The 15,097-nt window shown below is 71.9% G+C and carries 11 protein-coding genes and 1 riboswitch; of the genes, 6 read left to right on the top strand and 5 right to left on the bottom strand.

From position 1 onward, the window contains the following. The coding region (locus tag IZR01_RS40510) for a sigma-70 family RNA polymerase sigma factor (RefSeq protein ID WP_194926939.1) at positions 1 to 1,318 on the bottom strand (1,318 nt) is incomplete at its 3' end. A gap of 308 nt (positions 1,319 to 1,626) precedes the next feature. After that, entirely contained in the window at positions 1,627 to 2,190 is a 564-nt protein-coding gene (locus IZR01_RS40515; RefSeq protein WP_194926940.1) for a hypothetical protein, read from the bottom strand. Positions 2,191 to 2,449: 259 nt separating this feature from the next. On the opposite strand from IZR01_RS40515, the gene IZR01_RS40520 reads away from it, so the two are divergent. Next, positions 2,450 to 4,936: a beta-glucosidase family protein gene (locus IZR01_RS40520; RefSeq protein WP_194926941.1), complete on the top strand. Its 2,487-nt coding sequence runs from the start codon at positions 2,450 to 2,452 to the stop codon at positions 4,934 to 4,936. On the opposite strand, the gene IZR01_RS40525 is transcribed toward IZR01_RS40520, so the two are convergent. Both IZR01_RS40525 and IZR01_RS40530 read right to left on the bottom strand, forming a co-directional pair. Beyond that, positions 4,933 to 5,142: a hypothetical protein gene (locus tag IZR01_RS40525; RefSeq protein ID WP_194926942.1), complete on the bottom strand. Its 210-nt coding sequence runs from the start codon at positions 5,140 to 5,142 to the stop codon at positions 4,933 to 4,935. The two genes, IZR01_RS40520 and IZR01_RS40525, sit on opposite strands and share 4 nt — an antisense overlap. Continuing rightward, a complete protein-coding gene (locus tag IZR01_RS40530) occupies positions 5,130 to 5,870 on the bottom strand; it encodes a COG4280 domain-containing protein (RefSeq protein WP_194898194.1) in 741 nt (246 codons plus the stop codon). Before IZR01_RS40530 ends, IZR01_RS40525 begins: the two co-directional genes overlap by 13 nt. A 134-nt stretch (positions 5,871 to 6,004) precedes the next feature. Between IZR01_RS40530 and IZR01_RS40535 the strand changes: the two genes are divergently transcribed. The 3 genes from IZR01_RS40535 to erm all read left to right on the top strand — a co-directional run bounded on the left by IZR01_RS40535 (position 6,005) and on the right by erm (position 11,987). After that, a complete protein-coding gene (locus tag IZR01_RS40535) occupies positions 6,005 to 6,952 on the top strand; it encodes a cobalamin biosynthesis protein (protein WP_194926943.1) in 948 nt (315 codons plus the stop codon). Positions 6,953 to 7,054: 102 nt separating this feature from the next. Next, positions 7,055 to 7,175: riboswitch (cobalamin riboswitch) on the top strand. A 44-nt stretch (positions 7,176 to 7,219) separates the two neighbouring features. Next, positions 7,220 to 10,939 carry a cobaltochelatase subunit CobN gene (cobN, locus tag IZR01_RS40540; protein WP_194926944.1) on the top strand — a complete coding sequence of 1,240 codons (3,720 nt, stop codon included), beginning with the start codon at positions 7,220 to 7,222 and terminating at the stop codon, positions 10,937 to 10,939. A gap of 232 nt (positions 10,940 to 11,171) precedes the next feature. Further along, the gene (gene erm / locus IZR01_RS40545) at positions 11,172 to 11,987 is read left to right on the top strand and encodes a 23S ribosomal RNA methyltransferase Erm (RefSeq protein ID WP_194898197.1); all 816 of its coding nucleotides are present in this window, start codon (positions 11,172 to 11,174) and stop codon (positions 11,985 to 11,987) included. Positions 11,988 to 12,072: 85 nt separating this feature from the next. Here the strand turns inward: erm and IZR01_RS40550 are convergent, their stop codons facing one another. Then, entirely contained in the window at positions 12,073 to 12,495 is a 423-nt protein-coding gene (locus tag IZR01_RS40550) for a nuclear transport factor 2 family protein (protein WP_194898198.1), read from the bottom strand. 114 nt (positions 12,496 to 12,609) lie between these two features. On the opposite strand from IZR01_RS40550, the gene IZR01_RS40555 reads away from it, so the two are divergent. After that, on the top strand, positions 12,610 to 13,206 hold the full coding sequence (locus IZR01_RS40555; protein ID WP_323746633.1) for a TetR/AcrR family transcriptional regulator: 597 nt from the start codon (positions 12,610 to 12,612) through the stop codon (positions 13,204 to 13,206). Positions 13,207 to 13,320: 114 nt separating this feature from the next. Further along, the coding region (locus IZR01_RS40560; RefSeq protein ID WP_194926945.1) for a gamma-glutamyltransferase family protein at positions 13,321 to 15,097 on the top strand (1,777 nt) is incomplete at its 3' end.

Below are 15,097 nucleotides of genomic sequence, written 5' to 3' on the forward strand. Positions count from 1 at the left end.
GAGTCGGCGTGGGTGTGGGGGTCGGTTTGGGCGGCGTCGGCCGGGGGGCCGGCGGTTTCGCCGACGTGTGCTGCACCGGTGAGGGCGGCGTCGTCTTCGGCGGGTTCGACGGCTTGGGCGCCGGCGGCTTCGACGCCGGCGTGACGCTGGCCACCGGCTTCGGCGCGGGCAGCGCGACCGCCGGGGGAGCCGATGACGGGGCCGGCGGCGCGGCGGCCAGCGGCGGCGCGCTTCCGTTCCCCGACATGCCCCACGCCAGGATCGCGCACGCCACCACCGCGACGGCGGCCATCGTGATCGCCTGGGTCCGGCTCTTGCGCAGCTGCATCAACCACTTCGCCAACAGCGCTCCGGACTTGGCCGTCCCGCTGGCCGCCGCGCCCGCCGCCGTGCCGCCGCCCGCGGCTCCGGCCGCACCCGCGGCAGCGCCGGCCGCGGTGCCGCCGCCGACCACCGTCGCCGTGGTCCCGGCGGTGGTGGCCACCACGCCGGTGGCCGCCGCGGCGCCCAGGGCCACCCCGGCGATGATCTTCGCGGCCGCCGCCGAACCGAACACCAGGGGCGAGAGGACCTCCGGCAGCGCCTCGTTGAACTTCAGCAACTCCAGATACAGCCCGGTGCAATCAGCACACGTATCCAGGTGCCGCTCGACCTTCGCGCGGTCCCGGCTTCCGAGCTTGTCGCGGACGAACGCCGCGAGCCGCTGGGCGAAGGGTCGGCACGATTCGTTGACGGTCTCGGCTAAGTGCTCTTGTAAGAACGCCTGCCGTAAGCCCTCGCGGGCCCGGAAGGCCAACGCCGAGACCGCCGACGGCGACAGGTCCAGCAGCGGCGCCACCTCGGCCGGCGTCTCGCCCTCGACCTCCAGGTGCCACAACACGATCTGCCAGCGCTCCGGCAGCGAGTGGAAGGCCCGCGAGGTGATCTGCCGGTCGAACGCCTCGTCCAGCGGGTCCCGGTCCGCGCCGGTCACCGGGGCGGCCGTCACCTCCAACTCGGCGATGTTCTCCACCAGCCGCACCCGCTTCTCCGACTCGGCCCAGTCGAAGGCGGTCCGTCGCAACGTCGTGTACAGATACGCCCGGAACGCCTCGTCCGGCCCGTTCCCGCGGTCGATCGCGGCCAGCACCCGGGTGAACGCCTCGGCGGCCAGGTCGTCCGCGGCGGCCTCGTCCCGGGCCAGGTGCCGGGCCACGCGCAGCGCCGCGCGTCGGTGCCGCTCATACAACGGCCCGTACGCGCGCCGGTCGCCGGCCCGCACCATCGCGATCAACTCGGCGTCGGTCTGTGGGTGCTGCTGCTCCCCGGGGACGGGCACGGGCGGCCTCCTAAGGTCGGCGTCAAACTCACGGACTGCACGTGAACAGGCGCGCGACACCGGTGTGAGGAAGCCAGCGGCACGGCCGGGGACAGCTTGGACCACCACACGGTCTTTTGTGCGGTAATACGAGAGCGGTATACCCGACCGGATGAACTAAGGATATTGACACCGACGTTGACACGGCCCTTTCCGCCCGGCGCGGGGCCGGGCGGAAAGGGCCGGTTCAGGTGGTTCTCAGGGTTCTTGGTCTCTGGCGTTCGTTGTTCTCAGTGTTAGCGGTTCTCAGGGTTCGTGGTTCGCGGATGTCAGAGCGCGCGGGCCCCGGACCGTTCCGAGAGCACCGACAGCAGCGCCCCGGCCGGCGTCCAGAACGCCGCGCTGGCGCCCGGCGGCACAAGCCAGTGCAGCCACCCGCGCCACGGCAACAGCGGTGGCAGGGTGGCTGTCGAGCCCTGGCCCCCGACGCGCACGCCGAGGGCCCCGCCTAATCGGCCGGCCCAGTCGCGCAGCGCGGCGGTCTCGGCGTGGCCGGCCTCGGCCGGCTCCCGGGTCTGGCCGCGCCCGTCGAGTGCGGCGGCCCGTAAGTCGACCTCGGTCGCCGGTCCCATCCGGGCGGCCCGCGGCCCGGCCGCCAGGCCCGGGCCGCGGGCCGGTTCCACCAGGAACCCCACCCGCATCACGGATTTCCGCGAGTCGGCGACGACGGGACCGAGCCGCACTCTCCTGGCCCGCAGCGCCGACAGCGCCGCATGGCCGACGGCCGCCGGCATGCTTACCAGGTCGAAGGCCTGTCCCACCGCGATCGTCAGCGGTTGGGCGGGGTCTGTGTACAGACCCCGCAACTCTGCCCGGCCGTTCTCGGTCACCATCGTCGCCTCCCTCGCGCGGGGCCCCAGTGCTAAGACCCCTCGGATTAGAGACGGGGTTCGGGATGTTTCATTACGCGGGTTTGGCCATAAATCTTCGGGCAGTTCTAGAACGCCGGCTCAACCACCCGGATGCGCGGGTGAGGCGGGTAAGGGTTGCGTTCGCACGCCTGCGCCGGATGATCGGCGGTGATGCCCGTGGTGCGCCCGGCCGGTCCGGTGCACCCCCGGTATCGCTGAAATGTTCGAAGGGAACCGGGTCATGGACAACAAGGCGCTGGTCGAGCTAGTCGGACGCCTGACACTGGAACAGAAGGTCGCGCTGCTGACCGGGGAGGACTTCTGGTCGCTGCGCGCGGTTCCGGAGATCGGCCTGCGCAAGCTGCTGGTGTCGGACGGCCCGGCCGGGGTGCGCGGGACCACGTGGGACGAGCGCGACCCGTCGTTGTTGTTCCCGAACCCGACGGCGCTCGCAGCCCTGTGGGACCCCGGGCAGGTGCGGCGCGCCGGGGCGCTGATGGGAGCGCAGGCGCGCGACAAGGGCGTCGCCTGGCATCTGGCGCCCAACGTCAATCTGCACCGGAGCCCGTTGGGCGGCAGGCATTTCGAGTGCTATTCCGAGGACCCGGTGCTGACGGCCAAGACCGCGGCGGCTTTCGTCGAAGGCGTCCAGAGTGCGGGCGTCGCCTCGACCGTCAAGCATTTCGTCGGCAACGAGTCCGAGACCGAGCGGATGACCTACGACGCGGTGATCGACGAGGCGACGCTGCGCGAGGTGTATCTGCCGCCGTTCGAGGCCGCGGTGCGGGCCGGCGTGTGGTCGGTGATGGCCGCGTACAACTCCGTGGACGGCGTCAGCATGACCGACAACGGGCCGCTGATCACCGGCGTGCTGAAGGACGGCGACGGTTCCGGGCCCGGGTTCGGGCCGGGGTTAGGGCTGGGGTTCGACGGCGTCGCGGTGTCCGACTGGTTCGCCACCCGCTCGACGACCGAGTCGGCCGACGCCGGGCTGGACGTGGTGATGCCGGGGCCCACCGGGCCTTGGGGCGAGGCGCTGGTGGCCGCGGTGCGCCGCGGCGAGGTCGAGGAATCAGCGATCGATGACAAGGTACTGCGAGTCCTGCGCCTGGCTGATCGCACGGGATTCCTGGACGGCTCCGATCCGCTGCCCCCGGTGAGCACCCCGGACGACGCCGACGCGCAGCTGCGCGACATCGCGGCGCGCGCCATGGTGGTGTTGCGCAACGAGCAGGTCGGTGCCGACCCGCTGCTGCCGCTGGACCCCGGCTCGGTGTCGCGGGTCGCGGTCATCGGGCCGAACGCCGAGCTCCTGACGGCGCAGGGCGGCGGGTCAGCGCACGTGAATCCGGCGCATGTCATCAGCCCCCTGACGGCACTGACCGAAGCGCTGGGGCCGATGGTGACGGTCGACTTCGCCGAGGGCGTGGTCACCCAGCGGCTGCTGCCGGCGATCACGCCGCAGGCCGCGACCGATCCCGACACCGGACATCCGGGGCTGCGGGTGGACTTCATCGACCCGGCCGGGGACGTCCTGGGCAGCGAGGTGCGCCAGGCTTCGCGGTTCGTGTTCATGGGCGGGCTGCCGGCCGGGACCGCCGGGATCCGGGTGCGGGCCGACGTGGTGATCGGGCAGGCCGGGAATCATCAGTTCTCTGTCTCGGGCGTGGGCGCGTTCCGGCTGGTGATCGGGGACAACGCCCCGATGAAGATCACGATGAGCCCGAGTGCGGGCGGTGATCTGGTCGAGGGACTGGTCAAGCCGCCGGAGCATCGGGTGGATGTGGAGATCGAGACCGAGACGGTGCGGATCGAGGTGGTCGCGCAAGTCGACCCGAATCTGCCCATTGCGATGTTCGGGCTCAACCACCAGGAGCCGGGGCCCGCTGAGGAGGAGCTGTTCCAGGCCGCTGTCGATGCCGCGCGTGCCGCCGATGTCGTGGTGATGGTGGTCGGGACCACCGACGAGGTGGAGAGCGAGGGCTTCGACCGGACCGACTTGAGGCTGCCGGGGCGCCAGGACGAGCTGGTTCACGCGGTCGCCGCGCAGAATCCGCGCACCATCGTGGTCGTGAACGCCGGGGCGCCGGTGGAGATGCCGTGGCGGGACTCGGTCCCGGCGGTGTTGTGGGCCTGGTTCCCGGGACAGGAAGGCGGCTACGCCATCGCCGATGCGGTCACCGGCGCGGTCGAGCCCGGCGGCCGGCTGCCCACGACGTTCCCCAAGACCGCCGCCGACGCGCCGGTGCTGTCGACGGCGCCGGTGGACGGGAAGGTCGTCTACGCCGAGGGCTCGATGTTCGGCTATCGCGGATATGCGAAGGCTGAGATCGTCCCGGCCTATCCCTTCGGCCACGGTCTGGGCTACACGACCTGGGAGTACGAGGACATCACGGCCGGGGTCAACGCGGCCGGGGACGTCGAGGTCGCGGTGAAGGTGCGGAACACCGGCGAGCGGATCGGGCGCGAGGTGGTGCAGATCTACCTCGCGTGCGAGGGCGGGGACCCGCAGCGGGACGATCCGCCGCGGTTGGCCGGCTTCGGGACCACGCTGGCCGCGCCGAACGAGATCGCCACCGTGCCGATCACCATTTCGCGCCGGGTGCTGGCCCGGTGGGATGTGGCGCGACGGGAGTGGTGCGTGCGCGCGGGGGTGCGGGAGCTGATCGCGGCGCGGTCGGCTTGGGACGCGCGGATCCGGACCCGGGTGGAGTTGGCGGGGTCTTAGCCCCCTTTCTTCTTCCCCACCGCGCGGGCCAAGGTCGCTGCCAGCGCGAGCGTGACGATCACCGGCAGCAGCCACCAGGAGGCGGTGGTGTGCGTGCTCAGGCCGGCGGTGCCGGCCAGCGCGGCGATGATCAGGACGGCGACCAGCGGGTCGTCGCCGATGACGAAGTCGTACCAGAACAGCCCGAAGGCCTTCAGCTTGCCCACGCCGCCCGCCTCCGCTTCAGGACCCACACCGCGCCGACCGCGACGAGCAACACGTAGGCGAGGACCGCGGGCAGGAACGCGTCGCCGCCCGGCCAGTCGGCACCGGCACCCTCCGCGCCCCAGAAGGTGCCGAAGCCGGTGAGCATCACCGCGACCGCGAACTTCAGGGTGTTCTCCGGCACCCGCGCCAGCGGCGCCTTGATCGCCACCCCCGCCGCGCAGACGGTGAGGACGGCGGCCACCGCCGCCAGGGCGGCCAGCGGGATGTCGTGCTGGTTCGCGCCGAAGGTCAGGGCGATGAACGCGACTTCCAGACCCTCCAGCACGACGCCTTTGAAGCTGAGGGTGAAGGCGTACCAGTCGTCGACGAGCGGCTTCTTGTCGGCCGCCGCCTCCTGCGCCGCCGCGACGCCGCGCTGGTAGGCGGCGGCTTCGTCGCGCAGGTCTTTGTAGCCGGAGGCGCGCAGGATCGCTTTGCGGAGCCACTGCAAGCCGAAGGTGAGCAGCAGGCCGCCGACGACCAGGCGCAGCGTTTTGAGCGGCAGGACGGTGAGCGCGGGGCCGAGGACTGCCACCACGGCTGCCAGGAGCAACAGGCCGGCGGCGACGCCTTGGAGGGCGGAGCGCCACCCGCGGGTGAGGCCGACCGCGAGCACGATGGTGAGCGCTTCCACGGCCTCGACGGCGCAGGCTAGGAAGACGGAGAGGAGCAGGAAGGTGGTTCCCACCCGCTTAATGTAACTCCGGGACGTGGGAGTTTTGGGGAGCTGCGCACTGCCTTGTGCCCGGCGCTCGCCGCTCGCCGTTCGCCGTTCGCGTGCACCGGACACGGCGTATCTCCCCGCGCCGATAGATTGCGGGCATGCGATCTTCCTCCCGCGCGGTCGGGCTGGCCCTCGGTTTCGCGGCCGACTGGTACTTCGCGGATCCGCGGCGCGGCCACCCCGTAGCGGGCTTCGGCCGGGTCGCCGACGGCCTACGGCGGGCTCTGTACGCCGATTCGCGACCCGCCGGCGCCGCCTATACCGGACTGCTCGTGGGCGGATCCGCAGCGCTGGGCATCGCGGCCGAGCGGGCAGCCGCGCGGAGGCCGGTAGCCGGTGCCGCATTGACCGCAGCCGCGACCTGGACCGTGCTGGGCGGCACGTCACTGCGACGCGAGGCGGCAGCGATCGGCGACTCATTGGGCGCGGGCGACCTCGCAGCCGCCCGCGACCGACTGCCCCACCTCTGTGGCCGCGACCCACGCGGCCTCGACGCGGACCAGATCGCACGCGCAGTCGTTGAGTCGGTGGCCGAGAACACCTCGGACGCGGTGGTGGCCCCACTGCTGTGGGGCGCGGTAGCGGGGATTCCAGGCCTACTCGCCTACCGCGCCGCCAACACCCTCGACGCGATGGTCGGCTACCGAAACACCAAATACCGCAACTTCGGCTGGGCCTCCGCGCGCCTCGACGACGCCCTCAACTGGCTTCCCGCCCGCTTCACCGGTGCAGTCACAGTCGCCGCGGCCCCAGCAGTCGGCGGCAACCCCCTGCACACGCTCAGGGTCCTACGCCGCGACGGCGCCAGCCACCCCAGCCCCAACGCAGGCCGCTGCGAAGCCTCGGCCGCCGGCGCCCTCGGCGTCCGCCTCGGCGGCACGAACACCTACGGCAAGGTGGTCGAGCACCGCCCGGTGATGGGCGCGGGCCGCGCACCCCGGGTCGCGGACATCCAGCGCGCCGCGGTGCTTTCGGGGACGGTCGGTGCCGCGGCCGCGGTCGCCGCGGCGTGGTTGGCGGGTGTCGGGGGACTGCGGCGGCGGTAGGAGCTGCGGCGGGGGCAGGAGCTGCGGCGGAGGTGATCCGCCAGCCTCCGGCTCACGGAACTGGCAGCCGAGTCACACACTCGCCGAACTCCCCACTCCCCATCTGGCACACTGTGCCTCAGGACGACAGCCCAGGAAGCCCGTGTAAATCGGACACTGTCCCGCAACTGTGAGCGCCCCACCCGGGCGCGAGTCAGGAACTGCCTGTCGTCCGCACACCATCAGCCCAAGGCGGAGCGCGGACTCCGCGAGAGGAAGTGCCGTCGCATGCCCGCGCGCATCTTGTTGCTGTCCACGGCTGACACCGAACTCCTGGCCGCCCACGCGTGCGGCGCCCCCTACCGCACCGCGAATCCGGCGCGGCTCGATGCCGAGCGGTTGAGCGCGCTGCTCGCCGAGGCCGATGCCGAGGTCGCGGTTCTGCGCCTGCTCGGCGGGCATCGTCCCTGGCGCTGGCTCGTCGACGCGATCACCGCCAGTGGCGTGCCGGCCGTCGTGCTCGGCGGCGAGGCGGTGCCGGACGCGGAGCTGATGGCGCTGTCGACCGTGCCCGGTGGCGTGGTGGCCGAAGCGCTCAACTACCTCACCGCGGGTGGGCCGGGGAACCTGGTCCAGCTCGCGAACTTCCTCACCGACACCGTCCTCGGCGGGGGTGAGGGGTTCGAGGCGCCGCAGGCGATGCCGGAGTTCGGGGTTCATGGCGAGCGGGAGCAGCGCGAGGGGCGTCCGACCGTCGGCGTCGTCTTCTATCGCGCGCACGAGCTCTCGGGCAACACGGCGTTCGTGGACACCCTCGCTGACGCTCTCGAAACCCGCGGCGCCAACGTACTCCCCGTCTACTGCGGCTCGCTGCGAGGCCTGTCCGATGACGCGGGCCAGGGTCTGGTCGAGCTCCTAGGCCGCTGCGACACCCTGGTCGTCACCGTCCTGGCCGGTGGCGGCGCGAACGCGGCGGACGCCAGCGCGGGCGGTGACGAGGACGCCTGGGACGTCGGCGCCCTCGCGGCCCTGGACATCCCGGTCATCCAAGGACTCTGTCTCACTTCCTCGCGCGAGGCATGGCAGGACTCCAACGCGGCCCTGACCCCGATGGACGCCGCGATGCAGGTGGCGATCCCGGAGTTCGACGGCCGCCTGATCGCCGTCCCCTTCTCCTTCAAGGAGGAGGGCGAGGCGGGCATCCCGGTCTACGCCGCCGACGCGGAGCGCGCGGCACGCCTCGCGGGCATCGCCTACCGGCACGCGGCCCTGCGCGGCATCCCGAACCGTGACAAGAAGCTCGCGCTGGTCCTGTCCGCCTACCCGACCAAGCACGCGCGCGTCGGCAACGCCGTCGGCCTGGACACCCCGGCCAGCGCCGTGCGCCTGCTGACGGCGCTGCGCGAGGCTGGCTACACCGTCGGCGACTTCCCCGACGACGGCGACCAGCTCATCCACCGCCTGATCGCGGCCGGCGGGCACGACGTCGAGTGGCTGACCGAGGACCAGTTGGCCACGGCGCCGGCGCGCGTACCGCTGCGCGAATACGAGTCCTGGTTCGCCACGCTCCCGGAGGACCTGCGCGAGGGTATCCGGCAGCACTGGGGCGAGCCGCCCGGGTCGCTGTATGTGGACGGCGAGGACATCGTGTTGGCCTCGCTCCAGTTCGACAACATCCTGCTGATGATCCAGCCCCCGCGTGGCTTCGGCGAGAACCCGATCGCCATCTACCACGACCCCGACCTCCCGCCGAGCCACCACTACCTGGCCGCCTACCGCTGGCTGGAGCACAGCTTCGGCGCGGACGCCGTGGTGCACCTCGGCAAGCACGGCACGCTGGAATGGCTGCCGGGCAAGGGCCTGGGCCTGTCAGAGTCCTGCGCCCCGGACGCGGTCCTCGGCGAGCTGCCGCTGGTCTACCCGTTCATCGTCAACGACCCCGGCGAGGGCACGCAGGCCAAGCGCCGCGGACACGCGACCATCGTGGACCACCTGATGCCGCCGATGGCCCGCGCCGACACCTACGGCGACCTGGCCAAGCTTGAGCAGCTGCTCGACGAGTACGCGACGGTGCAGGCGCTGGACCCGGACAAGACGCCGACGGTGCGGGCGCAGATCTGGACCCTGATCCGCGCCGCGCAGCTGCACCACGACCTCGCCTCGCTCCTGCACGGGGACGTCGAGAACCCGCCGGCCGACGACGACTTCGACGACTTCGTGCTGCACCTGGACGGGTATCTGTGTGAGATCAAGGACGTGCAGATCCGCGACGGGCTGCACATCCTCGGACGCGCGCCGCAGGGCGACGAACTGGTCGCCGACGTGCTGGCGATTCTGCGGGCGAAGCAGGTGTTCGGGGGCGTGAGCGGGGCGGTCACCGGGCTGCGGCAGGCGTTGGCGGCGCTGGTGGGGCTGGACGAGCAGGTGCTGCTGGCCGAGCCCGGGGCGGCGGTGAAGGTGCCGGAGGCGCTGGTCGCGCTGGCCGGTGCGGACGGGGCGCCCGCGCGGTCGGCTTCCGACGCGGTGGATCTGTTGGAGCAGCTGGCGCGGCGGCTGGTGGACGCGCTCGCCGCGGCGGGTTGGGATCCGGCGGCGGTGCCGGGGGTCTGCCAGGAGGTGCTCGGCGGTTCGGCGGCTGCTCGTGAGTCGGATTCGGCGGCAGTGGAGGTCGCAGCCGTCCTCCGGTTCGCCGCCACCGAGCTCGTCCCGCGCCTGGCCCGCACCACCGACGAGATCGCCAACGTCCTGCGCGCCCTCGACGGCCGCTACATCCCCGCCGGCCCCTCCGGCGCGCCGACCCGCGGTCTGGTCGGCGTGCTGCCGACCGGCCGCAACTTCTACTCCGTGGACCCCAAGGCCATCCCCTCGCGCAACGCCTGGGACGTCGGTCAGGCCCTGGCCGAATCGCTCATCGCCCGCCACCTCGCCGACACCGGCGAGTACCCGCGCTCGGTCGGCCTGACCGTGTGGGGCACCTCCGCGATGCGCACCCAGGGCGACGACATCGCCGAGATCCTGCACCTGCTGGGCTGCCGGCCGGTGTGGGACCAGGCCTCGCGCCGGGTCACCGGCTTCGAGGTGGTGCCGGTCAGCGAGCTGGGGCGGCCGCGCGTCGATGTCACGGTTCGTATCTCAGGCTTCTTCCGTGACGCGTTCCCGCACGTCATCGCGCTCATCGACGACGCCGTCCAGGCCGTCGCGGACCTCGACGAACCGCCGGCCGACAACTACGTCCGGGCGCACGCCGACGCCGACACCGCCGCCCACGGCGACCGCCGCCGCGCCACCACCCGCGTGTTCGGCTCCAAGCCCGGCGCGTACGGGGCCGGGCTGCTGCCGCTGATCGACGCCCGCGACTGGCGCACCGACGCCGACCTCGCCGAGGTCTACGCGGTGTGGGGCGGCTACGCCTACGGCCGCGGGCTGGACGGCCGACAGGCCCGCGGGGACATGGAGAACGCCTTCCGGCGCATCCAGGTCGCGGCGAAGAACCAGGACAACCGCGAGCACGACATCGTCGACTCCGACGACTACTTCCAGTACCACGGCGGCATGGTCGCGATGGTGCGGTCGCTGACCGGCACCTCGCCGGCCGCCTACGTCGGCGACTCGGCGGTGCCGGAGGCTGTCAGGACCCGTACGTTGGCCGAGGAGACGCACCGCGTGTTCCGGGCCCGGGTGGTGAACCCGCGGTGGGTCGCGGCGATGCAGCGCCACGGCTACAAGGGCGCCTTCGAACTGGCCGCGACCGTCGACTACCTGTTCGGCTACGACGCCACCGCCGGGGTCGTGGACGACTGGATGTATGAGCAGCTGGCCCAGACGTATGTCTTCGACGAGACCAACCGCGCGTTCATGGAGCGCTCGAACCCGTGGGCGCTGCGCGGGATCTCCGAGCGGCTGCTGGAGGCCGCGGAGCGCGGGCTGTGGGCCGAACCGGAGCCGGAGACGCTGGACGGGCTGCGCCAGGTGTTCCTGGAGCTGGAAGGCGAGCTCGAAGGGGAGTGACACCACATTCCCCGCCGGATAAATGACGGGAAGATCCGGCGGGGTCCTTGGTAGGCTCCATGACCATGTGTTGCAACGCGATGATCATTCGCATCCGCCTCTGACGGCGGGTAGCCGATCCCCTGATCCGCGAATCCGCCGCATCCGAGTCCCTGCCGGTGCGGTCATGCAGTGCTTGATTCAAAAGCATGGGCTGCCCGGCTTCGATCGCGAGCCAGCCGCGGAGCACCACATGCAGCGCCAAAAGACTTCTCCCGCCTTTTCCGAGTACGTCGGCGGACGCCATGAACTCGGCCAGAACTTCCTTGCCGATCCGGCCCTGATCACCGCGATCCAGCGATTGGTCAGGACCCAGACTCAGGGCCCGATCATCGAACTCGGGGCCGGGGACGGTGCGCTGACCGCGCCGCTGGCCCGATTGGGCCGCCCGGTCACCGCGCTGGAGCTCGACCCGCGGCGGGTGCGGCGGCTCCAGACCCGGTTCGGCGATGCCGTGGACGTGGGCGATGCCGTGGCTGTGGACGTGGTGCGGGCCGACGTGCTGCGGTACCGGTTCCCGGCGACGCCGCACACGATCGTCGGCAACGTGCCGTTCCACCTGACCACGGCGATCATCAGGAAGCTGCTTTCCGAGCGCGGCTGGACTGCCTCGGTGCTGATCGTGCAGTGGGAGGTCGCACGGCGGCGGGCCGGGGTCGGCGGGGCCAGCATGCTGACCGCCGCGTGGTGGCCCTGGTACGAGTTCGAGCTGGTGCGGCGGATCCCGGCCGCGGCGTTCCGGCCGGTGCCGTCGGTGGACGCCGGGCTGCTGACGATGCGGCGGCGGCGCGTGCCGCTGGTCGAGGAGCGCGGCGGGTATCAGGCTTTTGTGAAGCAGGTCTTCCAGGCGCCGGGGCGCGGGCTGGAGGAGATGGTCGGGCGGACCGGGAGGGTGCGGCGCGCGGAGCTTCGGGCGTGGGCGCGTCGCGAGGGGATCCCGGCCCGGGCCCTGCCCAAGGACTTGGCCGCCGAGGACTGGGCCCGGTTGTGGGAGCTGGCGCGCCGCTGAGCAGGGGCCGGTTCCAGCCAGAGGCCGGTCCCAGCCAGCTCCCGGTGCTGTTCGGCTCCCAGTGCTGCTCAGCTCCCAGTACCGCTCAGCCCTGGGCCTGGATGTCCTCCAGCAGCTTCGCCGTCCGCACCCCGTCGCTGTGGTCCCGCGACTCGGCGATCAGCCCGTCGACCACCCGGATCACGTTGATCGAGGGCAGCTCGAAGTGCTTGCCGCCGGGCACCAGATCGCCGACCACCGTGAACTCCACGACCGCGACCTGCGGGTCGGTGGTCTCGTGGATGGTCACGTTCTTGATCTCGCTGTAGTGCAGGTACTGCGCGAAGCTCTTCATCCGGGTGCGCAGGGCGGTGTTGCCGCGGGACTCGCGGAACTCCTCCGGGGCGAAGGGGTTGGTGATGACGACGTCCTCGGCATAGCAGTCGGCGAGGTCGTCGCGGGTGCCCTCGATGACCACGCGCAGCATGTGTTCGATGGTCTCGCGGGTCGTGCGGACGTGCTCGGACATGCGGATCTCCTGACGGGAAAAGGTGAGAGGCTAAGGGGGGCGACCGCCCCGCTTCGCTGTCCGGAACGATACGGGGCGCACGCCCCGGTTGTCGAGTGGGGCTACGCTGGCGCTGTGAACGGGTCCGTGGATGCTGAAGACGACTCTGGTGGGCGCCCGCTGCGTGCGGATGCCAGGCGCAATCGCGCCCGGGTGCTGGAGGCGGCCGGCGAGGCCTTCGCCGCCGAGGGGCCGGGCGTGCCGCTGGACGAGATCGCGCGGCGGGCCGGGGTCGGCGCCGGGACCGTCTACCGGCACTTCCCGACCAAGGAGGCCCTGCTCCACGCGGTGCTGACCGACCGGCTGGTGGTGCTGCACGCCAAGGCCCAGGACGCGCTGGCCGCCCCGGACCCGGGACCGGCGTTCTTCGCGTACTTCGAGACGATGGTGCTGGCCGCCGACGACAAGATGGACCTCGCGGCGGCGCTGGCGCGGCAGGGGATAGACGTGATGACCGCGACCCGCGCGGTCGCCGTTCCGCTGAAGGCCGCGATGGGGGAGTTGTTGCTGCGGGCGCAGAAGGCGGGTGCGGTGCGCGACGACATCGCCGTCGACGTGCTGCACGCGCTGGTCGTGGCCGCGGTCTCGGCCGCGCGCTCGGTGTCGCCGGCCGATGTGCCGCGGGTGGTCGGGCTGGTCGCCGACGGGTTGCGGCCGCGCGTCGGCGGTTGAGAGCCACACCTCACGGGTTGAGAGCCACACCTCTTGAGAGCCACACCTCACGGCTCAACCCTTGGCCGATGCCGGTCGGGCGCCTAGGGTAATGGCTGGCAGGAGGGTGGGACGATGACCGCTGTTCAAGCATTCACCACACGTCCGGAGCTCAGCGGCACTTTCGGCATGGTGTCCAGCACGCACTGGCTCGCCTCGTCGGCGGGCATGGCCGTCCTGGAACGCGGCGGCAACGCCTTCGACGCCGCGGTGGCCGCCGGGTTCGTGCTGCACGTCGTGGAACCGCATCAGAACGGGGCCGGCGGCGACCTGCCGGTGATCTTCGCGCGCGGCGACGACAAGCGGCCGACGGTGTTGTGCGGACAGGGCGTGGCGCCGGCCGGCGCCACGGTCCGGCACTATCGGGATCTCGGGCTGGAGCTGGTGCCGGGCTCGGGGCTGCTGGCCGCGGCCGTGCCGGGGGCGGTGCCCGCCTGGCTGACGTTGCTGCGCGATCACGGGACGATGGAACTCGCCGACGTGCTGGGCTACGCCATCGGCTACGCGCGCGACGGCTACCCGGTCACGCCCGCGATATCGCAGTGCATTGCGGATATCGAGCCGATGTTCCGGGAGCACTGGACGACTTCTGCCGACGTCTATCTTCCGGACGGGAAGGTCCCGGCGGCGGGATCGGTGTTCGGCAACCCGACGCTCGCCACCACCTACCAGCGCTTGGCCGATTCGGCCGGCGTCACGCGCGAGGCCCGGATCGACGCCGCGTTGAACGCGTGGAGCCAGGGTTTCCTCGCCTCGGCGGTCGACACGTTCGCCCGCACCGCGTGGCGCGACTCCTCGGGCTCCGATCACGCCGGTGTGATTACGGGTGCTGATATGGCGGCGTGGCAGCCTTCTTATGAGGAGCCGGTTCGGTACGACTTCGGCGGCCACACGTTCTGCAAGACCGGTCCGTGGGGACAGGGGCCGGTTCTGTTGCAGCAGTTGGCGTTGCTCCAGGACCCGGAGCCGATGTCGGATCTGGTGCCGGGCAGCGTGGACTTCGTGCATCGGGTGGTCGAGGGCGCGAAGCTCGCCTTCGCCGATCGCGAGGCTTGGTACGGCGACGGCTTCGACACGCCGCTCGATGCCCTGCTCTCGCCGGAGTACAACGCTGCGCGCCGGGGACTGATCGGGGAGGTCGCGTCGCTGGAGCTGCGCCCGGGGTCGCCGGGCGGCCGGGCGCCGGTGCTGCCGCAGCGTCCTGAGCTGCCGATTCCCGCCGATGCCTCGACCGGGGAGCCGGTCGCGTCTGCGGCGTCGGGCGAGGCGCGGGGCGACACGGTGCACGTGGACGTCGTGGACCGGTGGGGCAACATGGTCGCCGCGATGCCCAGCGGCGGGTGGCTGCACTCCTCCCCGGTGATCCCCGCACTCGGGTTCTGCCTGGGGACACGACTACAGATGACGTGGCTCCAGGACGGCCTTGCCAGCACCCTGACACCAGGCTCGCGGCCCCGAACCACCCTCTCACCGACGTTGGCGTTGCGGGCTGACGACGGCGAGCCGCTCCTGGCGTTCGGGTCCCCGGGCGGCGACCAGCAGGACCAGTGGCAGCTCCTGTTCGTCCTGAACCACGTGGTCGGCGGAATGAACCTGCAGGAGGCGATCGACGCACCGACGTTCCACACCTCACACTTCCCCGAGTCCTTCTACCCGCGCCCGGCCTACCCGGGCCGACTGGTGGCCGAAGCCCGACTCGGCGCCGCAGTCCTGGACAGCCTGCGCCGCCGAGGGCACGAGGTCGTGGTGTCGGGCGACTGGTCGCTCGGGCGGATGTGCGCGGTGGGGCGGGATCCGGAGCGCGGGTTGGTGCGGGCGGCGGCGAATCCTCGGGGGATGCAGGGGTACGCGG

Source organism: Catenulispora pinisilvae (assembly GCF_015356865.1).
Classification (GTDB): domain Bacteria; phylum Actinomycetota; class Actinomycetes; order Streptomycetales; family Catenulisporaceae; genus Catenulispora; species Catenulispora pinisilvae.